This window comes from Methylobacterium gregans (assembly GCF_022179245.1).
GTDB lineage: Bacteria > Pseudomonadota > Alphaproteobacteria > Rhizobiales > Beijerinckiaceae > Methylobacterium > Methylobacterium gregans.
The window spans coordinates 1-24022 of the sequence record NZ_BPQM01000060.1; the positions used below are offsets into that span (position 1 = coordinate 1).

At 72.3% G+C, this 24022-nt stretch carries 19 protein-coding genes and 1 tRNA gene; 4 read left to right on the plus strand and 16 right to left on the minus strand.

Features of this window, described 5'->3' with window-relative positions:
• Nucleotides 1-1087, plus strand: a 1087-nt coding sequence (locus MFF54_RS12980; protein WP_238303337.1) for a putative bifunctional diguanylate cyclase/phosphodiesterase, incomplete at its 5' end; no start/stop codon positions are given.
• 193 nt (nucleotides 1088-1280) lie between these two features.
• Here MFF54_RS12980 and MFF54_RS12985 read toward each other — a convergent pair.
• Together MFF54_RS12985 and MFF54_RS12990 are read right to left on the minus strand one after the other, a co-directional pair.
• Nucleotides 1281-2678, minus strand: a complete 1398-nt coding sequence (locus MFF54_RS12985) for a class II 3-deoxy-7-phosphoheptulonate synthase (RefSeq protein ID WP_238303338.1) — start codon at nucleotides 2676-2678, stop codon at nucleotides 1281-1283.
• A 177-nt stretch (nucleotides 2679-2855) separates the two neighbouring features.
• Nucleotides 2856-3224, minus strand: coding sequence for a hypothetical protein (locus MFF54_RS12990; RefSeq protein ID WP_238303339.1), 369 nt, complete (start codon nucleotides 3222-3224; stop codon nucleotides 2856-2858).
• A 202-nt stretch (nucleotides 3225-3426) separates the two neighbouring features.
• Between MFF54_RS12990 and MFF54_RS12995 the strand changes: the two genes are divergently transcribed.
• Nucleotides 3427-3924 (plus strand): OsmC family protein, encoded by a 498-nt coding sequence (locus MFF54_RS12995; RefSeq protein ID WP_238303340.1) that lies wholly within the window; start codon nucleotides 3427-3429, stop codon nucleotides 3922-3924.
• 11 nt (nucleotides 3925-3935) lie between these two features.
• Here MFF54_RS12995 and MFF54_RS13000 read toward each other — a convergent pair whose 3' ends face one another.
• The 13 genes from MFF54_RS13000 to MFF54_RS13060 form a co-directional block, all read right to left on the minus strand.
• Nucleotides 3936-4214, minus strand: coding sequence for a hypothetical protein (locus tag MFF54_RS13000; protein ID WP_238303341.1), 279 nt, complete (start codon nucleotides 4212-4214; stop codon nucleotides 3936-3938).
• A gap of 109 nt (nucleotides 4215-4323) precedes the next feature.
• Entirely contained in the window at nucleotides 4324-6243 is a 1920-nt protein-coding gene (locus MFF54_RS13005) for an OmpA family protein (RefSeq protein WP_238303342.1), read from the minus strand.
• A 76-nt stretch (nucleotides 6244-6319) separates the two neighbouring features.
• Entirely contained in the window at nucleotides 6320-8137 is a 1818-nt protein-coding gene (locus tag MFF54_RS13010; protein WP_238303343.1) for an ATP-binding cassette domain-containing protein, read from the minus strand.
• A 52-nt stretch (nucleotides 8138-8189) separates the two neighbouring features.
• Nucleotides 8190-8402, minus strand: a complete 213-nt coding sequence (locus tag MFF54_RS13015) for a hypothetical protein (RefSeq protein ID WP_238303344.1) — start codon at nucleotides 8400-8402, stop codon at nucleotides 8190-8192.
• A 95-nt stretch (nucleotides 8403-8497) separates the two neighbouring features.
• Entirely contained in the window at nucleotides 8498-8812 is a 315-nt protein-coding gene (locus MFF54_RS13020; protein ID WP_238303345.1) for a polyhydroxyalkanoic acid system family protein, read from the minus strand.
• Between the two features lie 213 nt (nucleotides 8813-9025).
• On the minus strand, nucleotides 9026-9379 hold the full coding sequence (locus MFF54_RS13025; RefSeq protein ID WP_370880183.1) for a septal ring lytic transglycosylase RlpA family protein: 354 nt from the start codon (nucleotides 9377-9379) through the stop codon (nucleotides 9026-9028).
• Between the two features lie 438 nt (nucleotides 9380-9817).
• Nucleotides 9818-12337 carry a PAS domain-containing protein gene (locus MFF54_RS13030; RefSeq protein ID WP_373321158.1) on the minus strand — a complete coding sequence of 840 codons (2520 nt, stop codon included), beginning with the start codon at nucleotides 12335-12337 and terminating at the stop codon, nucleotides 9818-9820.
• A gap of 299 nt (nucleotides 12338-12636) precedes the next feature.
• Nucleotides 12637-14403 (minus strand): monovalent cation:proton antiporter-2 (CPA2) family protein, encoded by a 1767-nt coding sequence (locus MFF54_RS13035; protein ID WP_238303347.1) that lies wholly within the window; start codon nucleotides 14401-14403, stop codon nucleotides 12637-12639.
• Nucleotides 14404-14516: 113 nt separating this feature from the next.
• Nucleotides 14517-15455, minus strand: coding sequence for a pirin family protein (locus MFF54_RS13040; protein ID WP_238303348.1), 939 nt, complete (start codon nucleotides 15453-15455; stop codon nucleotides 14517-14519).
• Nucleotides 15456-15781: 326 nt separating this feature from the next.
• Complete coding sequence (locus MFF54_RS13045) at nucleotides 15782-17503, minus strand: response regulator (protein WP_238303349.1); 1722 nt, start codon at nucleotides 17501-17503, stop codon at nucleotides 15782-15784.
• Entirely contained in the window at nucleotides 17503-17964 is a 462-nt protein-coding gene (locus MFF54_RS13050; RefSeq protein WP_238303350.1) for a response regulator, read from the minus strand. Before MFF54_RS13050 ends, MFF54_RS13045 begins: the two co-directional genes overlap by 1 nt.
• A gap of 1 nt (nucleotide 17965) precedes the next feature.
• Nucleotides 17966-20221: an ATP-binding protein gene (locus MFF54_RS13055; protein WP_238303351.1), complete on the minus strand. Its 2256-nt coding sequence runs from the start codon at nucleotides 20219-20221 to the stop codon at nucleotides 17966-17968.
• Between the two features lie 558 nt (nucleotides 20222-20779).
• Nucleotides 20780-21673 carry an alpha/beta hydrolase gene (locus MFF54_RS13060; RefSeq protein WP_238303352.1) on the minus strand — a complete coding sequence of 298 codons (894 nt, stop codon included), beginning with the start codon at nucleotides 21671-21673 and terminating at the stop codon, nucleotides 20780-20782.
• A gap of 232 nt (nucleotides 21674-21905) precedes the next feature.
• Between MFF54_RS13060 and MFF54_RS13065 the strand changes: the two genes are divergently transcribed.
• The gene (locus MFF54_RS13065) at nucleotides 21906-23156 is read left to right on the plus strand and encodes a NupC/NupG family nucleoside CNT transporter (RefSeq protein WP_238303353.1); all 1251 of its coding nucleotides are present in this window, start codon (nucleotides 21906-21908) and stop codon (nucleotides 23154-23156) included.
• Nucleotides 23157-23236: 80 nt separating this feature from the next.
• On the opposite strand, the gene MFF54_RS13070 is transcribed toward MFF54_RS13065, so the two are convergent.
• Nucleotides 23237-23488, minus strand: coding sequence for a hypothetical protein (locus tag MFF54_RS13070; protein ID WP_238303355.1), 252 nt, complete (start codon nucleotides 23486-23488; stop codon nucleotides 23237-23239).
• A 270-nt stretch (nucleotides 23489-23758) separates the two neighbouring features.
• Between MFF54_RS13070 and MFF54_RS13075 the strand changes: the two genes are divergently transcribed.
• Nucleotides 23759-23843 (plus strand) — tRNA-Leu (locus MFF54_RS13075).
• Nucleotides 23844-24022: the final 179 nt, after the last annotated feature.

Genomic DNA, 24022 nt, shown 5'->3' on the forward strand with positions numbered 1-24022 from the left:
CCGCGAGATCGACGGCGTCGCCCGCGTCGGCGCGGACGAGTTCGCGGTGCTGCAGCGCGGGATCGAGCGGCCGGAGGAGGCCGCGATCCTGGCCCGCCGCATCCTCGACGTCGTGAACGCCCCCTACCGCCTCGCGCACCACGGCGTCACGCTCGGGCTCACGATCGGCATCGCGCTGGCGCCCGGCGACGGTTCGAGCTGCGACCGGCTGCTCAAGAGCGCCGACATGGCCCTCGACCGGGCCAAATCCGAGGCGCGGGGCGCCTTCCGCTTCTTCGAGCCGGAGATGGACGCCCGCATCCAGGCCCGGCGCCTGCTCGAGCAGGACCTGCGCGAGGCGCTGGTCGCGGAGGCCTTCGAACTCAACTACCAGCCGATCTACGATCTCGCGTCCGACCGGATCTGCGGCTTCGAGGCTTTGCTGCGCTGGAACCACCCGGCGCGCGGGCGGGTCTCGCCGGCCGAGTTCATCCCGGTCGCCGAGGAGATCGGCCTGATCGTGCCGCTGGGCGAGTGGGTGCTGCGCCGGGCCTGCGCCGAGGCGAGCCGCTGGCCGGACGGGATCAAGGTCGCGGTCAACGTCTCGGCGGTGCAGTTCACCTCGGCGAGCCTCGTGACCGCCGTGCGCGACGCGCTGCGCGGTTCCGGCCTGCCGGGGCGCCGCCTGGAGCTGGAGATCACCGAGTCCGTGCTGGTCGCCAATCCCGGGGCGACCACCGCGATCCTGCACAGCCTGAAGGGCCTGGGCGTGCGGGTCTCCATGGACGATTTCGGAACCGGCTACTCGTCGCTCAGCTACCTGCGCTCGTTCCCCTTCGACAAGATCAAGATCGACCAGTCCTTCGTGCGCGATCTCGGGGCTCCGAACGGCACCGACTTCATCGTGCGCGCGGTGATCGGACTCGGGGACAGCCTCGGCATGACCACGACCGCCGAGGGTGTCGAGACCGAGGAACAGCTCGCCACGCTGCGTGCCGAGGGCTGCGACGAGGTCCAGGGCTATCTGTTCAGCCGCCCGGTGCCGGTCGAGGACGTGCCGGCGGTCATCCGGCGCTGGAACGGCGCGATCCACCGCGCCATCGCCTGAATCTCGGAACTACCGCGCGAGCCGCCCCGTTGGGTCGCAGCTTACGGTTGTAGGAGTTCCGCGATGCTCAAGGGTGGTCTTCTCTGGCTGATCGGCATACCGCTGCCGATCATCCTCCTGATCTACTTCTTCACCAACTGGCTGCACTGAGCCCGGAGCGGCGGCGGGTTGCGCCCGCCGCCGGCCCCCCGGCTCACTCCGCCGCGTCGAGGCGCGGGCGCTCGATCTCGGCGCGCTCGCGCTTGATCAGCTCGGCGGTGAGGAAGGCCACCTCCAGCGCCTGCTCCGCGTTGAGGCGCGGGTCGCAGTAGGTGTGGTAGCGGTCCTGCAGGTCGTCCGCCGTGAGCGCCCGGGCGCCGCCCGTGCACTCGGTGACGTCCTTGCCGGTCATCTCCAGGTGGATGCCGCCCGCGACCGTGCCCTCGGCGCGGTGCACGCCGAAGAAGCCCTCGATCTCCTGCATCACCCGCTCGAACGGCCGCGTCTTGTAGCGGCCGGCCGCGATGGTGTTGCCGTGCATCGGGTCGCAGACCCAGGTCACACTGCGGCCCTCGCGCTCCACCGCCCGGACCAGCCGGGGCAGGTGCTCGCCGACCTTGTCCGCGCCGAAGCGGCAGATCAGCGAGAGGCGGCCCGCCTCGTTCTCGGGGTTGAGCTGGTCGATCAGGCCGATCAGCCCCTCGGCGGTCATCGACGGGCCGCACTTGAGGCCGATCGGGTTCTTGATCCCGCGGGCGTACTCCACGTGCGCGTGGTCGGGCTGCCGGGTGCGGTCGCCGATCCACAGCATGTGGCCCGAGGTGGCGTACCAGTCGCCGCTCGTCGAATCGACGCGGGTCAGCGCCTCCTCGTAGCCGAGCAGCAGGGCCTCGTGGCTGGTGTAGAAGTCGGTCGTGCGCACCTCCTGATGGGTCTCGGGATTGATCCCGATCGCCTGCATGAAGTGCAGCGCGTCCGACATCCGGCCGGCCACGTCCTGGTAGCGCGAGGACTGGGGGCTGTCCTTCACGAAGCCCAGCATCCAGCGATGCGCGTTGTCGAGGTTGGCGTAGCCGCCGGTCGCGAAGGCGCGCAGCAGGTTCAGCGTCGCCGCCGACTGCCGGTAGGCCTCGAGCTGGCGGCGCGGATCCGGCACGCGGGCCTCGTCCGTGAAGCCGATGCCGTTGACGATGTCGCCGCGGTAGCTCGGCAGCGAGACGCCGTCGAGCGTCTCGGTCGGCGAGGAGCGGGGCTTGGCGAACTGGCCCGCGATGCGCCCGACCTTCACCACCGGCGAGCCGCCCGCGAAGGTCAGCACCAGCGCCATCTGCAGGAAGACGCGGAAGAAGTCGCGGATGTTGTCGGCGGAGTGCTCGTCGAAGCTCTCGGCGCAATCGCCGCCCTGCAGCAGGAAGGCTTCGCCCGCGGCGACGCGCGCGAGCGACGCCTTCAGCTTGCGGGCCTCACCGGCAAAGACGAGGGGCGGAAAGCTCGCGATCTGGTCCTCGACGGCCTTCAGCGCGGTCGCGTCCGGATAAGCCGGGACCTGCTGAATCGGCAGGCCGCGCCAGCTCTTCGGGGACCAAGTCTTTGACGTCGAACGCTCGCCCATAATCGTAACTCCCGCCACCTCGCGGCGTCGTCTGGCGCGAATCCTCGCGCGAAGCGGCGCTTATAGGGAGGTTCCGGGAGCTTTGCGAGTGTTCGATGCGCGTCTCCGCCCGGCGTCGCACGCGGGCGACACCGGGCGGAAGCTGCGGGGATCGGGCGTGCCGATCGACGGTCCCGATCAACCCCCTCTGCGCATGGAACCCGGCAGGTGATCCTTCGGGTTGACGCGACCCCCGCCCTCGTCCGGGGTTACGGCCGTCGAAGGCTTGAGCGCGCGCGGGGCCGATACGCCGTCGTTCGGCTTGTGCGCGGCTTCCGGGTGCGCCTCCTTCACGGTGGTGGTGCCCGGCGGGAGCGTGCCGGCCGTGGGCTGGTCGATCCGGCTCGCGGCCGACTGGGCCGAGGCCGGCGCGACGAAGCGGGCGCCGAGGGGCGCGACGGCCGCGGAGACGGCCGCGAAGCCGAGGCCGGCCAGGAACAGCGCCGTGGCGGGGCCGCCGGCCCGCGGCCGCAGACCCCGGCGGGATCGGTTGTCAGGATGGGGCATCGGGTTGCACCCTGTCGCTCTTCGGTGGGAGGAGCCCTGGGCTCCCGGTCGAAGATCAGAACGCGGCGGGCGCAGTCTCCGGTTCCCACGGGAGCGCCGCCGCCCGCGCGAAAGCGCGGCGGACACGGTCGGCGGGGTGTGCGCCTGCACCTCCCGCCTGTCCGGGTCGCCCCAGGGTGGGATGAGACCGGGAGAGGGATGCATGTCGACGCACATCGCCGAGATTGCCTGGGCCCTGCGGCCCGGCGAGGATTTTCCGAACGGCCGCTACAGCCGGGGCCACAGCCTCGGCTTCGACGGCGGCGCGACGCTCGCCGGCTCCGCCTCGCCCCACGTCGTCGGCAAGTGGGCCGTGCCGGAGGCGGTCGACCCCGAGGAGATGCTGGTGGCGGCTCTGTCGAGCTGCCACATGCTGACCTTTCTCCACCGCGCCCGCCTGGCGGGCTTCTCCGTGTGCGCCTATCGCGACCGGGCCGAGGGCGTGATGGCGGAGGTCGATCCGGGGCGGCATGCGGTGACGCGGGTGACGCTGCGCCCGGAGATCGCCTGGTCGGGCGGCGAGCCCGATGCGGAGACGCTGGCCCGCCTCCATCACGAGGCGCACGCGGAATGCTTCATCGCGAACTCGGTGAAGACCGAGGTGGTGGTCGCGTCGGAGCGGGCGACCGGTCCGGTGACCGCCGTCGGCTCGCAACCCTGAGCGCTTCGGGCCTACAGCCTGTCTCGGTCGGGGCGCTGCCCGTGCGCGAGACTTCCGAGCGCGCAGCCCACGAGGTAGGCGGCGAGCATCAGCGCGCCGCCGTCCAGCCCGAAGTCGGCCAGCCCCGTGACCAGGCCCGAGGTCGCGAGCCCGGCGAGCAGGAGCGCGAGGACGCCGAGGCCGAGCGGGATCGCGCGGTCCCGCGGCCAGCCCGAGAGGGCGCCGACGCCGAGCCCGAGGAGAAGGGCCACGGCCAGTCCCGGCCAGAGGCCGGCCAACAGAACGATCACGCGGCCTCATCTTCGAGCGGCCCGCAACCGAGCACACGGGCGCGCCGGTGCAGGAGCGGGTCAGGGCGTTTCAAGCAGGATGGTTCGAGCAGCAATCGAGGGCCAGTGATCAAGGCCCCGACGCCAGGGCCACGCTGCGGCGCTCGCCCGCCGGCCCGTCGGCGACCGCGACCTGGCCGGCGGCGGCGCCCGCCTGGAGCAGGTACTCGACCACAACCTGAGCGCGCAGCCGCGCGAGGTCCTCGCCGGAAGGCTCGGGTGGCGGCTCCGGCTTCGGGGGGGGCTTCGCCGGAGTCTTCGCCGCCCCCTTGGGCCCCCCCTTGGCCGTCCCCTTGACCGCCTTGCTCGTCGCGTCCTTCTCCGCAGCCTCGGCCGGTTTGGTCTCCGGAGCGGGCTCGGCGGGCTTCTGCGGCTTGGCGCCCGGCGGGTCGGCATGGCCGGTCACCGCCAGCCGCAGGGTGGGGCAGGCCTTCGCGAGGGACGCGGCCGCGTCGAGGATCGGGTACATCGCCGCCGTCAGCGCGGTGCTGCCGGGCTCGAAGCGGAGGCGCTCGCTCCAGGCGGCGTCGAGGCTCGTCCGGCAGGACTCGGGCTCGCGCCGCGGCGCGGTGCCGCGCGGCTGAACGGCAACGCGGGCGGTCCAGCCCGCGGGCAGCGCCCGGGGCAGGCTCTCGGTCACGCGCTCGGCGCTCTCGCGGTAGAGGCTCTCGCCGGTCAGCACGAGGTTCGCGTCCGCCACCGCGATCTCGCCCTCGGCGAGGTTCGCCAGCGCCGGCACGGCCGCTTCGAGGGCCGACGAGAGGTTCGGGGGCGCGCCGTCCGCGAGGCGGGTGCGGTCGAGGACGCGCTCGCGGAAGAAGCGCGGACGGAGCGCGGCCAGCAGACGCTCGCGCGCCTCCGGGCCCGGCAGATGCCCGGTGACGACCACGCTGTCGGCCTCGCGGCGCAGGCTGACCCGGTAGGGCGAGAGCGGTCGGACCGCGAGCGCCACCGATCCGGCCGCGACGCCGGCCGGCAGGCGGACGCGCATCAGCGTCTCGGCCTCCCCGACCGCCTGCGCGTCGAGGGCGTCTCCCGCGACCGAGACCCGGCCGTTCTCGAAGGTGACGCGCCCGCTCTGCAGAAGGTCGGAGAGCGCCAGCATCGCGCCGGCCAGCGCCCCCGGCTCGATTCCGGGCGGCAGGCCGCGCGCGGTCCGGGTGCGGTCGTCCACGAAGGCGCCCGCCGCGGCCTCGGTCGCCGCCTTGCGGATCTCGGCCCGCGCATTCTCCGAGATCGTGTGGCCGGTCAGCACAAGCCCGCCGCCGGGCAGGCGCTCCACCGCGAAGCGGAAGTCGGACACGCTCGGCGGCAGGATGTCGATCCGCCCGATGCTGTAGCCGCGCGGCGGCTCGCCGAAGCCGCCCCGGAGCGCGTCGTAGGCCGCGACGTCCACCGCCTCGCCGGACGCCGAGATCACCGTGTCGGTGAGGCTGACCCTGGCGCCGCGGGCGAGGCGCGAGAGCTTCGCGGCGGCGTAGGCCGCGGCCGCGGGGAAATCCGGCGGGGCGCCGCGCGCCGCACGGGCCTCGTCGGTGAGCCGGGACCCGGAGGGCAGCGCGGCGACGAGCGTCTCCTCCAGGGCGCGGCGGCCGATCTCGGCGGGACGGTTCCCCGAGAGGGCGATGCCCGCCCCCGTCCGCTCCGCCGACCAGACGAAGGGCGCGGCGGTCTCGACGAGGCCGATCTCGGAGACGATCCGGCGCGGGCTCGGCAGGGCCGCCAGCCGCGTCAGCACGGTGGCGCGCTCGGCCTCGCCCGGGGCTTCCCCCTTGGCCACGAGATCGCGTCCCCGCGCGGCGACCCGCAGCCAGGGTTCGCCCTCCCGGTCTTCCGTGAGGCGCGCCACGTCCCGTGCCTCCGCCTCGATCCGCGCGCCGATCCGAGGGGCCGCGAGGAGGGTGGCTCCGCCCCAGGCCAGCGCGAGCAGCGGCAGGCCGGCGAGCCAGCCGACGCGGCGGAGACGGGTCTGTCGATCGGGCAGCGGCACGGGCGGTCTCGCAGGGCTGATCCGCAGGCTGCCAGATCAGCCCGACTTTCCGGCATCTTGAAGGCCGCGCGGCGCCTCAGGCGCCCGCGGCCTCGCGCAGCATCTCCAGCTCCAGCCAGCGATCTTCCGCCCCGGCGAGCTCGGTCTCGGCCTGGGCCAGCATCGTGCTCGCCTTGTCGAAGCGGGCCGGGTCGCGGGCGTAGAGGCCGGGATCGGCCAGGATCTCGCGCAGCTGCGCGATCGCCGCCTCCAGCTTCTTCATCCGGTCGGGCAGCGTCTTCAGCTCGTGCTGGTCCTTGAAGCCGAGCTTCGGCTTCGCGGCGGGCGCGGAGGCCCGCTCGCGCGGCTCGGCCTTCTCGGCCCTCGATTCCTTGCGGGCCGCCGCGGCGCGGGCCTGCACCCCCACGCCCCGCTGGGTGATCATGTCCGAGTAGCCGCCCGCGTACTCGATCCAGCGGCCCTCGCCCTCGGAGACCAGAACGCTGCCGACCACCCGGTCGAGGAAGTCGCGGTCGTGGCTCACCAGCAGCAGCGTACCGGCATAATCGTCCAGCATCTCCTGGAGGAGGTCGAGGGTCTCGAGGTCGAGGTCGTTCGTCGGCTCGTCGAGGACCAGCAGGTTCGAGGGCTGGGCCAGCGCCCGGGCGATCAGCAGCCGGTTGCGCTCGCCGCCCGAGAGAACGGAGACCGGCGTGCGGGCCTGTTCGGGGGAGAACAGGAAGTCCTTGAGGTAGCCGATCACGTGCCGGCTCTGGCCGTTGACGGTGACGGAATCGCCGCGCCCGCCGGTGAGCACGTCGCTCACCGTCTGGCTCGGCTCCAGCGTCGCCCGCGCCTGATCGAGGATCACGGGCTGCAGGTTCGTTCCGAGCCGCACCGTGCCGGAATCGGGCGCGAGCTGGCCCATCAGCAGGTTGAGCAGCGTCGTCTTGCCGGCCCCGTTCGCGCCGACGATGCCGAGCCGGTCGCCGCGGGTGACGCGCAGCGACAGGCGATCGACGATCGTGCGCGCGCCGTAGGCCTTCGAAATGTCCTTGGCCTCGATCACCAGCGTGCCGGAGCCCTCCGCCTCGCTCGCCTGCATGCTGACGCTGCCGACCGGCCGCCGCGCCTCCCGCCTTGCCTGCCGCAGGGCGTGCAGGTTGCCGAGCCGGCGCACGTTGCGCTTGCGCCGGGCGGTGACGCCGTAGCGCAGCCAGTCCTCCTCGGCGGCGATCTTGCGGTCGAGCTTGTGCCGCTCGCGCTCCTCCTCCTCGAAGAAGGCGTCGCGCCACGCCTCGAAGCCGGAGAAGCCCTGGTCGATCCGGCGCGTGACGCCGCGGTCGAGCCAGACGGTGGCGCGCGAGAGCGCCGAGAGGAAGCGCCGGTCGTGGCTGATCAGAACCAGCGCCGCACGGGTGCCGCGGAGCTCCCCCTCCAGCCACTCGATCGCCGGCAGGTCGAGATGGTTCGTCGGCTCGTCGAGGAGCAGCACGTCGGGTTCGGGCGCCAGCGCCTGCGCGAGGGCCGCGCGCCGGCCCTCGCCGCCGGAGAGCTTGGTCGGATCCTCCTCGCCCGTGAGGCCGAGGCTCTCGAGCAGGTAGCGGGCGCGGTGGCTGGCATCGCCGGGCGCCAGCCCCGCCTCCACGAAGGCGAGCGTCGTGGGAAAGCCGGAGAAATCCGGCTCCTGCGCGAGGTAGCGGATCGTGGTGCCGGGCTGGACGAAGCGCTTGCCCGCATCGGACTCGACGAGGCCCGCCGCGATGCGCATCAGCGTCGACTTGCCCGAGCCGTTGCGGCCGACGAGGCAGGTGCGCTCGCCGGGCGCGATGGTGAGCTCGGCGCGCTCGATCAGCGGCGTGCCGCCGAAGGTCAGCGCGATGTCCTGGAGGGTGAGGAGCGGTGGGGCGGCCATGCGCGGGCTTATGACAGCGCGCGCCGGCCTTCACAAACGCCGCGACGCCGCCTCAGGCGGTCGGGTTCGCCGGACCGGTCGGGGAGGACGGGGTCGGGTCGACGACCGGGATCTCGGTCGGCTGGCCACCGGGCGTCTCGGGTGGGCTGTGGCCGGGGATTTCGGGGCCCGGGCCGGGGCTCGGAACCGTCGGCGGCTCCGAGGGCGTCACGGGCTCGGGGCCGGGCTGGTCCGGCACCTCGGGGACTCCGCCGGGATTGGCCATGGTTACGCTCCTGCGCTGCCACGCCGAAGGGCCTCGGCGTGTCGCGGCTAACGGAAGGCCCGGCGGGCGGTTCCGGGCGCCGGCCGGCCCGAAGCCTATTTCTTGGTGAGCAGAAGGTTGCCCTGCTTGCCGAGCGAGTTCTGGATCTTCTCGGCGAAGATCGCGAGCAGGAAGGGCAGCTTCACTTCGACGCGCACGCTCTCCGGCCCGACATCGATCGCGCCCTCGACCTTCTGGGCGAGCGCGGAGAGCGCGAAATCGAGGCGGTCGCCGGTCCAGCCGAGGCGGTCGACGGCGACGCCGCTCTTGGCGAGCATGCCCTTGCCCTGCTCGACGCCGGTCTCGATCCGGCGGCGCGCCTCCTCGCGTCCGAGGTCGTGCGGGATATCGACGATCAGGGGTTTTGCCATCGCGCGCGGGTTCCTGCTGTTCCAGGCGCGAGATGGGGGTGCGGGCCGCCGGCGGCAACGCCGCCGATGCGGGCACGAGCTGCGCGCCCTGCGGGCGCTGCGCGCGTGCCGGCCCCACCGAAGCCGCAGCAGGGGGGTGAGGCCGGCACGCGGGTCTCCCGGGGAGACCTCAGCCTTCGGCGAGCGGGATCGGTGCGCTCGCGCGGCGGTGTGTCAGTCCACCACCTGGAGCGAGACGTAGGTGGTGCCGCCCATGCCGAGCGCCCGGGCCGAGCCGCGGGAGAGATCGATGATGCGCCCGTGCACGAAGGGGCCGCGATCGTTGATCCGCACGACGACGGAGCGACCGGTGCGCTTGTCGGCGACCCGAACCCGCGTGCCGAAGGGCAGGCTGCGGTGGGCGGCGGTCAGACCGTTGGGGTTGAAGCGTTCGCCGTTCGCGGTCCGATGTCCGCTGCCGTACCAGGAGGCTGCACCGCTCTGGGCAGAGGCGGGTACACCGGCGGCAAGTGCCGCGACGGTGCCGAGGATCACAGCGGCGGTCCGGCAGACAGGCTTCGTGGCCATGCGCATTCCCTTTGTTGTTTGCGACGGCGGCGCCAATCAAATCCGGTCCCGGCCAAAATGAGGCAGGGCATCGCTGCCCTATTCGCATCACATTTTGGGCGAGCTAGCCCGAGGCGCTCAGGTTTGGTTAAGCCGGGCGGCGAGCAAGTATTGTTTACTTCGTTTTTTCTTGGCGGGATGTTGGGTGTCCAGCCGAAAAACAGTGCTCGGAAGCAACCGGACGGGGCCGAAAAATTGCCTACCAAGCGGCGAGATCTGCGCGCGACGAAACCCTGCCTCCCGCTGAGCGGGACGCGTCGCGCGGAACCGGCGCCGTCGGCGGGCGGTTCCGGGCGCCCGATACCGTCGGGCTACCCGGGCGTTCCGGCGTGAATCCCGATGAATCCCACCCGTGCCGGCCGCAGGCCGGGTGCGCCCTGGATCGTGGGATGGGAGGCCTCAGGAGGCGGTGCCCTCGCGCAGGGCCGCCGCCTGGCCCGTGACGCGTTGCAGGACGCGGGCGAGCTGCTCGGCCGAGTAGGGCTTGTGCAGGAGCTCGAACCCGTGATCGGCCTCCCGGGCGAGGACGTGGCTGTAGCCCGAGGCGAGCACCACCGGCAGCGCGGGCAGGCGCTCGCGCAGCGTCTCCGCGAGGGCGAAGCCCCCCATGCCCGGCATCACCACGTCCGAGAACACCACGTCGAATCCGCCGCCGTCGGGGCCGAGCCGTTCCAGGGCCTCCTCGGCATTGGCCGCCCAGACCGTCGCGTAGCCGAGATCGTCGAGGATCTGCGTGCAGAAGCGGCCGACCTCGATGTTGTCCTCGACGAGCAGCACCCGCTGCCCATGGCCGCTCGGGGCCGGGAGCGGGTCCGGGCAGCGGTCGGGCGCCGCGGCGGTCTCGGCCCGCTCCTCGGGCAGGTAGAGCGTGAAGGTCGATCCGGCGCCCCTGGCGCTGCGCACGTCGACGTCGCCGCCCGACTGCTTGGCGAAGCCGAAGACCTGGCTGAGGCCGAGCCCCGTGCCCTTGCCCACGGCCTTCGTCGTGAAGAACGGCTCGAAGATATGCGCGAGATGCTCGGGGGCGATGCCGGAGCCGGTGTCGCTCACCGAGATTGCCGCGAACGGGCTGGGGGAGGGGGCGTGGCCGCGGATCGCCGGCAGCGTGGCGGCGCAGTCCAGGCGCAGGGTCAGGCGTCCCTCGCCGTCCATTGCGTCGCGCGCGTTGACCGCCATGTTGACGAGCGCTGTGTCGAACTGGCTCGGATCGGCGCGCACGAAGCAGGGCCGGTCCGGCACCGCGATCAGGACGCGCACGCGTGCGCCCGTGACGGTGTCGACCATGTCGCCGATGCCGCGCAGCCGCGCGCCGACCTCGAACACCTCGGGCTTGAGGGCTTGGCGCCGGGCGAAGGCCAGGAGCTGGCCGGTGAGCTTGGCGGCCCGCTCCACCGTGTCGGTCACGGCGTCGAGGTAGCGGGTCCTGCGGGCCTCCGGCAGGTCCGGGCGGCGCAGGAAGTCGACCGAGGAGCGGATGATCGTGAGCAGGTTGTTGAAGTCGTGCGCGACGCCCCCCGTGAGCTGGCCCACCGCCTCCATCTTCTGCGACTGGCGCAGCTGCTCCTGCAGCGCGTCGAGCTCCTGCTCCGTGCGCAGGCGGGCCGAGATGTCGCGCGCGTGGTGGAACGCACCGACGATGCGGCTGCCCTCGTCGCGCAGCGGCGTGTAGGTCATGTCCCAGGTGGGCTTGGCGCGTGCGGCGTCGCCGAATTCCGCGATCACCGAGAACGTCTCGCCGGCCAGCGCCCGGTCCATGAGGGCGCGCATGAGCGGCGCCTGATCGGGCGGGACATGCGCGTGCGGGACGTCGCCGACCCGATGGTCGTGCCCCATGACGCGCAGGAATTCGTCGCGCTGCGCCCGGTTGAAGCCGATCAGCCGGTGCTCGGTGTCGAAGGCGAGGATCGGGGACGGGTCCGACTGCACGATGTCGCGGTAGAGGCGCAGCTCGTCCGTGCGGGCCTGCACCTGCTGCTCGAGGGTCTCGTTGAGGCGGCGCAGGTCGGTCAGGGCACGGTCGCGCTCCTCGAGCAGCGCGCGCCGCTCCTCCATGTCGATCAGCACCCCGGGGAAGCGCAGCGGGGTGCCGTCGAGGCCGTGCTCGACATGGCCGTTGGCCTCCAGCCAGTAATAGTGCCCGTCGTGGCGGCGCACCCGGTACTGGTGGGCGAAGCGCCCGCCGCGGCCGATGACCTCGTCGATCGCCGCCGACAGCCCGGCCCGGTCGTCCGGATGCACGGTTTCGACCACCTGGGCGAGGCTGAGCCCGTCGCGACCCAGGGCGGGGTCGAGACCGAAGGCGCGTGCGAAGGCCTCGTCGACGGTGAAGCGGTCGGTCGGCAGGTCCCAGAGCCAGGTGCCGATGATGGCGCCCGCGGTCAGCGCGAGCTGCACGCGGTCGGCATGCTCCCGCACGGAGGCCTCGCTGGCGCGAAGGGCCCGGTCGCCCAGCACACGGGCGGTCGTCTCGTTCGTGAAGATGAACAGGCCCGCGACGGCGCCCCGCGCATCGAGCACGCGCGAGTAGGAGAACGACCACCACGTCTCGGCCTGCCCGCGGTCGGTATCGAGTTTCCAGGGCAGGTCCACGAAGCGCGTGCTGTGCCCGGCGAAGGCCTCGGCGATGATCGGCCGGGCCTGCTCCCAGCCGTCCGCCCAGACTCGGTCGAAGCGCTCGCCCATCGCCCAGGCGAGCCGCGGGCCGAGGAGCGGGAAGTAGGTGTCGTTGAAGAAGAAGTGCAGGTCCGGGCCCCAGGCCAGGATCATGCTCTCGGGCGAGTTCAGCACCAGGCTGAGCGCGGTCCGCAGCTCGGCCGTCCAGGCCTCCGGCGGCCCGAGGGGGTGATCCGCCCAGTCGCGCTCCCGGATCATGCGCGCGGCCTCGCCGCCGCCCGCGAGAAAGGCCAGAGCGTCGCTCACGGGGTCAGGCTTTGCCGCGGACCGCGGGCGTGCCGTCAGGATCCTGAGATGCCAATTCCCGCCCCCCCGAGCGTGCGTCAGAGACCGCGCGACGTCCGCCGGGTGGACCGAGGGTTTTCGCGAGCCATGAGAGCCGGCCGCGCGGCCGGGATCTGCGCAACCCCGCCGTGCAGGCGGGCGCGAGCGGGCAGCTATGCGCCGTCCTGAATCCCCGCACAAGCGGCGCGAGAGCCGCAGGCCCCGAGCTTGCGTCACCGGCTCAGCCGCGGCCGACCTCAAGGAGCCGGCGCGCCGGTGCGCTAACCCGCCCGGTGGGCCGGCACCGCGGCGTTCCCGCGGATCAGGTCGAGCCCGGCATAGAGCCCGCCGACGGTCTCGAGCTCGAGGCGCTCGGCGTCGCGGCGGCGAACCTCCGCCATGATTGCCTCGGCCGCCTCCGGCTCGGCCCCGACCGTCAGCAGCGCCTGCGCGCCGAGGGCGAAGGCCGACTCGACCGTCTCGCGGATCTGGTAGGCCACGCCCGCCTCGATCAGCCGGACCGCGTGCTCCCGGTCGCGGGCGCGGGCGAGGACCGGAACCAGGGGGAACTCTGCCCGCGCGATCTCCGCGACGCGCCGGGCCGTCTCGGGGTCCTCGACGCAGATCAGGATCGCCCGCGCCGTGGCGGCGCCGGCCGCCCGCAGGATGTCCAGGCGGGTGCCGTCCCCGTAATAGACCTTGAAGCCGAACCCCTCGGCGAGGCGGATGTTCTGGGCATTCGTGTCGATGATCGAGACGGGGCATCCGCGTGAGATCAGCGGCTGGCTGGCGATCTGCCCGAAGCGCCCGAAGCCGACGATCAAGGCGCTGCCGGAGAGATCCTCCGGAGCCTCGAGGCCGTCGAGCGAGGGCTTGGCCTTCGGTCCCAGGCGGTCGAAGGCGATCACCATCAGCGGCGTGAGCGCCATCGACAGGATGACGGTCGCGGTGAGGATCGCGTTGGTGGTGCCGTCGATGATCCCGGCGCCCGCGGCGGCCGCGTAGAGCACGAAGGCGAACTCGCCGCCCTGGGCCATCAGTGCCGCGCGCTCCAGCCCCTCCGCATGCGAGGCCCGGAGCGCCCGGGCGACGCCGTAGATCACGAGGCTCTTCACCAGCATGTAGGCGGCCACGCCCGCCAGGATCAGGCCCCAGTTCGCGGCGATCACCGCCAGATCGAGGGACATCCCGACGCCGAGGAAGAACAGGCCGAGCAGGATGCCGCGGAACGGCTCGATGTCGGCCTCCAGCTGGTGCCGGAAGCTCGATTCCGAGAGCAGGACGCCGGCGAGGAACGCGCCCATGGCCATGGAGAGGCCGCCGAGCTGCATGGCCAGCGCCGAGCCCAGCACGACCAGCAGGGCCGCGGCCGTCATCACCTCCCGGGCCTTCGCGGCGGCGAGCAGGCGGAACAGCGGGTTGAGCAGCCAGCGGCCCGCCGCCACGAGCGCGGCGACCGAGGCCAGCGCGACCGCGATGGCCGCGGCGCGCTCGGCGGCCCCCGTCTCGGCACCCCCCGGCGCCAGGAGCGCGACCACCGCGAGCAGCGGCACGATCGCGAGGTCCTCCAGGAGCAGGATGGCGACGATGCGCTGGCCCTTCGGGGTCGAGAGCGCGCCGCGCTCCTCCAGGAGCTGCATGACGATCGCCGTCGAGGTCAGCACGAAGCCGGTGCCGGCGACGAAGGCCACAGTGACGGAGAATCCCATCGCGGCGCCGACCAGCGTGAGGGCCGCGATGCAGGCGCCGACCTGCGCGAGGCCGAGGCCGAGAATGGCCCGGCGCATGCCCCAGAGCCGGGACGGCTCCATCTCCAGGCCGATGATGAAGAGGAACATCACGACACCGAGCTCGGCCACGTGCAGGATCGCGTGGGCGTCGGTGAACAGGCGGAGGCCGAAGGGGCCGATGGCGAGCCCCGCCAGCAGGTAGCCGAGGACCGAGCCGAGCCCAAGCCGCTTGAAGAGCGGGACCGCGACGACGCCCGCGGCGAGCAGGGACACGACTTGGACGAGCTCGCTCGCGGAACCGGACGCTTCGACAGCCATGATGTGCTTCAACCTCGATCTGCGGGGCGGAAAGAGCGCCCGGCGGGCGCTCCCCGAAACGGCGTGGGTCTCGGGCGCGCGGCCCAGGGTCCGGGTGCCGGCGCCGCGCCCGCTCAAGGGTAGCGGACCGGCGGGGGATCCTCCGGCAGCGGGATGAATTCCGCGTCGTTCGGCACCGTGTCGAACCGGCCCTGGCGCCAATCCTCCTTGGCCTGCGCGATCCGCTCGGGCCGCGAGGAGACGAAGTTCCACCAGAGGTGGCGCGGGCCGTCCATCGGCTCGCCGCCGAGCACCATGAAGCGGGCGGCCTGCGTGGCGCGCACGCTGATCCGGTCGCCGGGCCGGAACACCAGCAGCTGGCCGGGGCCGAAGCCGTCGCCGGCGATCTCGATCGCGCCGGCGACCGTGTAGATCGCCCGCTCGTCGTAGGTCGGATCGAGCGGGAGGACGGCGCCGGCGTCGAGCGCCACGTCGGCGTAGACCATCGGGCTCGATGTGCGCACGGGCGAGCGCGCCCCGAAGGCCTCGCCCGCGATCAGCCGCACGGTCTTGCCCTCGCCGGTCAGCACGGGGAGCGCGGCGGCCTCGTAGTGCTCGAAGGCCGGCGTGGTCTCCTCGTCCTGCGCCGAGAGAGCGACCCAGCTCTGGATGCCGAACAGCCGGGAGCCGGACTGTCGGAGATCGGGCGCGGTGCGCTCGGAATGGGTGATGCCGCGGCCCGCGGTCATCCAGTTCAGCGCGCCCGGGCGGATCGGCAACTCCGTGCCGAGGCTGTCGCGGTGCATGATCTCGCCGTCGAACAGGTAGGTGACGGTGGACAGGCCGATATGCGGGTGGGGCCGCACGTCCATGCCCTGACCCAGCAGGAACTCGGAGGGCCCCATCTGGTCGAAGAAGATGAAGGGGCCGACCATCCGGCATTCGGCCGAGGGTAGGGCGCGCCGCACCGCGAAGGATCCCAGATCGCGCGACCGGGGCACGATCAGGCTCTTGATCGCGTCGCAGCTGAAGTGATCACCCGGGATCGGATCGTCCGCACCGTGCCAGCTCATCGGCCTGCTCCCTCTCGATCGCGGCCGATTGCGGCGCCCGCGCTGGGGTCACCGGATCCGCCGGGTCCGTGATGCTACCTCAGGGTTGCATCGATGGGAGCATCTTGATCGAGAATCGTGGGATCGAAAATGGAAACGGACGAAAAGCATCGTTTCCAATTTTTCGCTACTCGTGATCGTTTCCGGTTCATCAGACCGGCTTCCGCCCCATTCCGTCATCCCGGGCTCTCGCCTGCGGCCGGCCCTGAGATGACGGCGGTGAGAGCGGACCGGACCCCGCGACCGCAGGCCGTTCGTGCGTGGAGCGAGCCCCTGGGCCCCGCCGCCTACGCGCTCCGGTCCCGGTGCGAGACCAGCCGCAGGCGCGGCACCGGGTGGGCCGCGAGGGTCGCGGCGACCTTGCGCTCGAGCTCGCCGTCCCGGAACGGCTTCTGCACGATGCCCTCGGCGCCCAAGGCCCCCGCCTGGCTCAGCGCCGCCGTGTCGGCGTAGCCGGTGACGAACAGGACCGGAACGTGCGGCCAGCGCTTGCGGAGCTCGATCGCGACCTCGGCCCCGTTCATCCCGGGCATCGCGAAGTCGAGCACGACGAGATCGACGCACGGGTCCGCTTCGAGCGCCGCCAGGGCCTGCAGGCCCGAGGCCGCCTCGCGCACGTGGTAGCCCGCCTCGACGAGCCGCGTCGCGGTCACCTCGCGCACCCCGCCGTCGTCGTCGACGATGAGGAGCGCGGGCTGCGCGCCGGGCGGGTGCGCGCGGGCGCAGTCGATCTCCGCGTCCGGGACGGGTGCGGCCGCGCCCGCCTCCTCGGCGCGCGGCAGGTACACCTTGATCGAGGTGCCCTCGCCCGGAACCGTGTCGATTCGGATGCCGCCGCCGGACTGCTTCACGAACCCGTAGACCTGGGCGAGCCCGAGGCCGGAGCCCTTGCCGACCGCCTTGGTGGTGAAGAACGGTTCGAACACGCGCGCCAGCACCTCCGGCGGCATGCCCGTGCCCGTATCGCTTACCGAGACCATGACGTACGCGCCCGGCTGCGGGTGCTCGGGCCGCGTCGGCGGCGCCCCCACCGTCATGTTGGCGGTCTCGATGGTGAGGCGGCCGCCCACCGCCATCGCGTCGCGGGCGTTGATGGCGAGGTTCAGGATGACGAGCTCGACCTGGGTGGCGTCGACCAGCGCCGGCCAGAGCCCCTCGTGCAGCGCGATCTCGATCCGCACCGCCCCGCCGATGGAGCTGGTGAGCAGGTCGTGCATCGACGCGACGGTGCGGTTCAGGCTGACCGGGGTCGGTTCCAGCCGCTGGCGGCGGGAGAAGGCGAGGAGCTGGGCCGTCAGGTTGGCGCCGCGCGCGGCGGCGCCCCGCATCATGTCGAGGCGCCGTTTCGAGCGCTCGTCGGTGACGGCGCGCTCCAGGAACTCGATATTGCCGGCGATGACGGTGAGCAGGTTGTTGAAGTCGTGCGCCACGCCGCTGGTCAACTGTCCGACGGCCTCGAGGCGCTGGGCCAGGCGAAGGGCCTCCTCGACGCGCTCCCGCTCCTCGATCTGCGCTTCCAGCGCGGCGTTGGCCTCGGCGAGTTCGCGGGTCCGCTCCGCGACGCGCGCCTCCAGGGTCCGGTTGAGCGCCTGCAGGGCGGCCTCGGCCGCGCGCTTCTCGGCCCGGATGCGCGCCTCGGCGAGCGCCCGCACGATCGTGCGGGGCAGGCGGTCGATCCGCTGCTTGGTCACGTAGTCGGTGGCGCCGTTCTTGAGCGCCTCGACCGCGACGTCCTCGCCGAGCGTGCCCGAGCAGAAGACGAAGGGGATGTCCGGGCACTGCCCGCTGGCGAGGCCGAGCGCGCTGATGCCGTCGAAGGTCGGCAGCACGTAGTCGGCCAGGATCAGGTCGTGCCGGCCCGGCACCGCCTCGGCGGCGAAGGCCTCGCGGCTCATCACTCGCACGATTCGCACGGCCGGCCCGAGGCGGTCGAGCTCGGCCTCGATCAGCTCGGCGTCGAGGTCGCTGTCCTCGAGATGCAGGATGCGCAGCGGCGCGGCGACGTCCATCAGGCGTTCGATGGCCAGCCTCCCCGGTGCGGCGGCGGCTCGTTCAGGAGTGCCCAGAACACGCCGATCTCCTTAATTGCGGCGAAGAACTCGTCGAAGGCGACGGGCTTCACCACGAAGGCGTTCACGCCGAGATTGTAGGAGCGGACGACGTCCGTCTCCTCCCGCGACGAGGTCAGCATGACCACCGGGATGCCGCGGGTGGCGGGATCGCCCTTCACCTTGGAGAGCACCTCCAGGCCGTCGACCTTGGGCAGCTTCAGATCCAGCAGCACCACGGCCGGATCCTGGTGCTGCCGGCCCTCGTAGGCCCCACGGCGATAGATGAAGTCGAGCGCCTCGGCGCCGTCGCGGCAGATGACGATCTCGTTGGCGAGCTGGCTCGATTCGAGCGCGGCGAGCGTGAGCTCGATGTCGTTCGGGTTGTCCTCGACGAGGAGGATCGGCTTCAGGGCCGCCATCTCAGTGCGCCTCCTCGCGGACCGGCAGGGTGAAGTAGAAGGTCGCGCCCGCCCCGAGCGTGCTCTCCGCCCAGGTGCGCCCGCCGTGGCGCTCGACGATGCGCCGGACGTTGGCGAGCCCGATGCCGGTGCCCTCGAACTCCTCGACGCGGTGGAGGCGCTGGAACACGCCGAAGAGCTTGTCGACATAGGCCATGTCGAAGCCGACGCCGTTGTCGCGCACGTAGAAGACGCTCTCCCCGTCCCGCGGGGGCAGCCGCCCGAGCTCGATGACCGCCTCGGGCCTGTCGCGGGTGTACTTCACGGCGTTCGAGAGCAGGTTCTCAACGACGAGCCTGAGCATCGCCGGATCGGCGTAGGCGCGCCCGAGCGGGCCGATCTCCCAGCGCACCGCCCGGCCGGGATCCACGTCGCGCAGGACCTTGCGCCGGACCTCCTCGACGAGCGCGCCCATGTCGCCCGGCACCTTGTTCAGGGCGTGCCGCCCCATCTGCGAGAAGCTCAGCAGGTTGTCGACGAGGGTGCCCGCCGAGAACGCGGCCTCGATGATGGTCTCGACGTAGTGCCGCCCCTTGTCCGAGAGGCTCGGGCCCTCGCGGTTCCTGAGCAGGTTCGCGTAGCCGACGATGTGCCGGAAGGGCGCGCGCAGGTCGTGGCTGACCGAGTAGGAGAACGCCTCCAGCTCCTTGTTGGAGCGCTGCAGCTCCTCGCTCATCGCGGCGAGTTCCTCGGCCCGGCGCAGCACGATGCCGAGCACCGAGGCGCGCAGGTCCTTGGCGGCCTCGATCTCCGGGAGCGACCAGGGCAGCGAGCGGCCCTTCAGCGTCTCCTTCCAGATCTCGAAGGATTGGCGCGGGTGCAGCCGGTCCGGGCCGCCCTCGGGGTCGGGGCTGGCGGCCTTCACCGGGTTGCCGCCCCACTTCACCGTGCGCACCACCTCCGGTCGGAACCAGAGGATGTAGCTCGCGTAGCGCTTCGAGACCGAGATCGCGAGCAGGCCGCTCGCGAGATCCGCGAAGCCCTCGGCGCGCGGGAAGGCCTCGGCCAGGGCCTCGGTGACGAAGACGTCCTCGGCCTCCCCGCGGGCCGACAGCCAGTCGTAGAGCGCCCGCACCGCCCGCTCCGGCGGCGTCGTCCCGAGGAGCCGGCAGCGGTCGGCGGTGACGACGGCCGCGCCGGAGGCGTTCACGAGCGCCAGCACGTCGTCCGGGTGGTTGAGGAGCCCGTCGACGAAGCTGTCCTCCTCCGCCATGAAGGAGAGGAGGCGCGCCTGTATGGCGCCGAGCGCGAGGCGCTGCTCGGCCTGCTCGCCGCGCACCTTGGCGGAGAGCTGCAGGGCGAAGATCTGGGTGAGGAAGTCGCAGGCGTTGCGGGCCTGGAGCGGCACGCGCTTCGGCCCCTCGTTGTGGCAGGAGACCAGCCCCCAGAGCGCCCCGTCGACCAGGATCGAGACCGACATGGACGCCATCGTGCCCATGTTGCGCATGTAGGCGACGTGGACCGGCGAGACCGAGCGCAGCACCGACTGGCTGAGGTCGAGGGGCCGGCCGGCGGGCGTCGTGCCGGGGCGGATCGGCACCGGCGCGTAGCCGGCATCCGGGATAATCCGCAGGCGGTTGCGCCGGTAGAGCTCGCGCGCCTGGGCGGGGATGTCGGAGGCCGGGAACCGCAGGTCGAGATAGGAGGGCAGCACGCCGTTGCCGTCCTCGGCGACCACGGTGCCGTGCCAGTCGCGGTCGAAACGGTAGACGAGCGCCCGGTCGAAGCCCGTGACGTGGCGGACGTCCCGGGCGAGCAGGCCGCAGAGATCCTCGACGCTGCGGGCCGTGTGCAGGCGCTGCACGAAGGCGCGCAGGCGTGCCGTGAGCGCGTCCAGCCCGGCATCGCCCGAGGCGTCGTCGGTCTCCTCCAGTTCCAGCACGAGGAGGTCGTCGACCCGGTGGGCCGCGACCTCGTAGGCTTGGCGCGTGCTGCCCGAGCCCAGCGTCACGGTGCGCAGATAGGCCGCGCCGTCCTCCTGATCCCCCGCGTCGCGGTAGCGGCTCGCGAGCGCGGCGAGGTCCGGATAGGCGTTCTCCAGGGCGGTGCCGACCGAGGCGGCCGCCGGCGCGTTCGCGCTCGCCTGGACGACGATGAGGCTCCGCGCGTCGAGGGCGAGAAGGAAGCCGTGCGGTTGGACGCTGCCCACGATGTGGATCGGCTCGCGGTCGCAGGCCGACAGATCGATGCGCTGGGCGACGTCGTTCGCTCGGCTCACGTCGGATGTTCCCCCCTCGCGCGGCGGCCCTTCGGCCGCGCCCTTAAGCAATCGGCCCGCGCGCCTCGAAGGGCGACGCAGAGTAGTGAGAGACGCTGACCGGGCGCGCCGGCCTGGACAGTGATTCGAGAGACGGCCTGGCGACGTCCATGCACGGAAGCCCTCGGCCCGGTACCGGATTAGCCCGATCCGCGAGCCAGCGCCATACGACCGGGGAGGGAGGGTGGGCTTTGCTGCGGCTCGCGCTGGTCTCGGCCCCCGTCTCGCGCAGTCGTTCCTCCTCCTCGGTGCGCCGGCGGAGACAGGACCGGCATCGCAGGCGCGCAGCGATCTGATGTCGCAGGAGCCCGGCCCGGCGGACGCCCGGTCCGGCCCGCCGCGCCGTCATTCCGGGGCGCGCGACGAGCGAGCCCGGACCCGAAGGCGCGCGCGGAGCGTGTAATTCATGAACACCGCAGTTCTTTGTCCTGACACTTCGGTGTTCATGGATCCAGGGTTCTGCGACCGAGGGGACTTGGCGGCCCCGGGATGACGGCGCGAAGGGCCGAACCGAGGCGATCAGACGGAAACGGTATCAGCCCCAGCGTGGCGCTTCAGGAACGACGCCGCCGTGTCCAGCGAGCGGCGCGCCTCCGGCACCATGCTGTGGGCGAACTGCCAGACATGCGGGACCACGGGGAAGATCTCGGCGGCGGCCTCGACACCCGCGGCGCGGGCCTTCTCGGCCATCAGCACGGAATCGTCGCGCAGGATCTCGCGCTCGCCCACGTGGAACAGCAGGGGTGGCAGGCCCGAGAGGTCGGCCCGCAGCGGCGAGACCGCCGGGTCGGCCGGGTCCGTGCCGCCGAGATAGAGCGGCAGGAGCCGGGCCACCGCGACGGGATCGAACATCGCGTCCCGCCGGGCATTCGAGACGCGCGAGCCGTCGGTCTTGGCGAGATCGGTGGCGGGCGAGAACAGGGCGGCGGCCCGCGGCAACGGCAGGCCGCGGTCCCGCGCGGCGATCATGAGCAGGAGCGCGAGGTTGCCGCCGGCGGAATCGCCCGCGACCACCCCCGGCCCCTCCGCCGCGAAGGCCGTCCAGGCCGCCAGCGCATCCTCCAGCGCGGCCGGGAAGGGGTGCTCGGGCGCGAGCCGGTAATCTGGCACGAACAGCGTGAGGCCGCGCTGGGCGAGGCCGCCCGTGACCGGCCTGTGCGTCCGGGCCGAACACGCGACGAAGCCGCCCCCGTGCAGGTAGAACAGCCGGGGCCCGTCCCCGGAAGCCGGGCGCACCCACTCGCCCGGCACGCCGCCGAGGCTGCCCGGCGCGTAGCGGACCCCCGCCGGGTCCGGGAAGGTGACGCCGTTGAGCACGGCGCGGATCCGGCCGACATCCTGCATCGTGCCGAGGCGGTTGCGGACGTTCCGCCGCACCATCCAGGCGCCGAGATGCGCGCGCAGGCTCGCCATGACGTTCCGTTCCTTCGTCGGTGGGAGATGGGGGGCGTTCTAGAGCGCTCTTGGCGGAAGTGGATACCGGTTCGGCGCAAGGGAGCGCGTGCAGACGAGGGCCTCGAGCTGTGCGGGCGGCTTATCCAGCCGGCGTCGCCCGCGAGCCGGGCGGCCGTCGGCATCTGGCCCGAACTTTCCATGGAGCGGCGGAACGGCCAAGGTTCCGGCCGCCCGCAGCCCCGTGTTCCCGATGACCGACCGCCTGATCCACGCCGCCGCCAGCATCCTGCTGCTCCTTGGGCTCGCCGTGCTGCTCTCGAGCAACCGGCGGGCCATCCGCCTCCGGGTGGTGCTCCCCGCGCTGGCGCTGCAGGTCGGGCTCGGCGCGCTGGTGCTGTTCGTGCCGGCGGGCCAGGCCGCGCTCGGCGCCGCCGCGGGCGTGGTCCAGGCGCTCCTGGCCTACGGCGACCGCGGCACGGCCTTCCTGTTCGGCGGTCTCGTCGAGCCACGGATGTTCGAGCTGTTCGGCGGCTCCGGCTTCGTGCTGGCTCTGCGCGTGCTGCCGCAGATCCTCTACGTCTCGGCCCTGATCGGCGTCCTCTACCATCTGGGCGTGATGCAACTGATGGCGCGGGGGCTTGGTGCGGTGCTCCGGCGCCTCCTCGGCACTTCGCCGATCGAGTCCTTCGCGGCGGTGATCACAGTCGCGATCGGCCAGAGCGAGATCGCGGTGGCGCTGCGCCCTTTTCTCATGCTGCTCACGGGGGCCGAGCTCTTCGCCGTGATGACGAGCGGGGCCGCCTCGACGGCGGGCTCGATCCTGGCGGGCTACGCCGCGCTCGGCGTGCCGATGACCTACCTGCTGGCGGCCTCCGCGATGGCGATTCCCGGGGGGCTGCTCTACGCCAAGATCCTGATGCCCACGGTGGAGCCCACCCGGATCGTCACGACCCGCGTCACCTTCGGCGAGCGCCGGGCCGCGAACCTGATCGAGGCCGCCGCGGACGGCACCCAGAAGGGACTCGCGGTCGCGGTCTCAGTCGGCGCCATGCTGATCGCCTTCGTGGGGCTGATCGCGCTGGCCAACGGCGTCCTGGGCGTTCTCGGCGGCCTCGTCGGCTACCCGCAGGTGTCGATCGAGGGCGTGCTGGGCGCCGTCTTGAGCCCCTTCGCCTGGCTGCTCGGCGTGCCCTGGAGCGAGGCGGCGCGCGTCGGGGGCGCCATCGGCCAGAAATTCGCTTTCAACGAGTTCCTGGCCTATGCCGACCTCTCGCCCACCCTGAAGGCCGGCACGCTCGACCCGCGCAGCACGGCCATCGTCTGCTTCGCGCTCTGCGGCTTCGCCAATCTCGCCTCGATCGCGATCCAGCTCGCGAGCTTCGCGAGCCTCGTGCCCGAGCGGCGGCCCGAACTCGCCCGCTACGGCCTGCGCGCCATCCTGGCCGGCAGCCTCTCGAACCTGACGAGCGCGGCGATCGCCGGCCTGTTCGTTGCCGGCTGAGGCGGGGCGCGCGCCTCGACGCTCTCGGCCAGGATCGCGCCCGTCGGATTCTCCGCGGCGACGTTCGGATCGAGCCCGCTCTAGCGCGTGCCCGGCACCTGGGCGCGGAATCCGCCACGCCCGCAGCCGACGTCGAGCATGCGGGCGTCTCCCGGTCGGTGGCGCGCCGCGGCGACGAATTCCAGCCGCTGCGTGCGCGGCCCAGCGAGCTTCTCGTGGGCGCCGATTCGGGCGTCGAACGCCCGATAGAAGGCCTCGTGCCCAGGCACCATGGGATCGAAGACGATCCGGCCGGTAGGCAACACCCAGAGGCCGAAGCAGCGGGCCGACATCGACGCCGCCGGCGTAGCGCCAGAGACCCGTGAGAACGCGCGAGCCGACCCACTGCACCAGCCGGCGCGCGGGTTCCCCGGTGATGGGGCCGGGCGGCCGCGGCAAGACGGTCGTCTGCGGTGCCGGTTCCATCGCGTCTCGTTGTCCCGCGACGCTCGGCCGGCGCCGCGCCCACCTGCGCGGATCCGCGCACGCCGCCGCAGAATCCGGATTGACGCGGCCGCGTTCACCACCTACACGCATCCCCACACCGCCGGAAACGGACGGTTGCCCAGGTGGCGGAATTGGTAGACGCGCTGGTTTCAGGTACCAGTCTCGCAAGAGGTGAAGGTTCGAGTCCTTTCCTGGGCACCACTACGGTGGCGCTTTCCTCAGCGTCTTCAGGCATTTAGGTATCAACAGACGGTGCTCTTGGTGTTACCAAGGGTGTTACATCGTGTCTGTTACCCTGATCGATACCGGCCTCATCCTCGTGACCGTTCGCTACGTCAAAGCGCTCAAGCCCGGTGGCCCCCTTAGAGCGTCTAACAAAA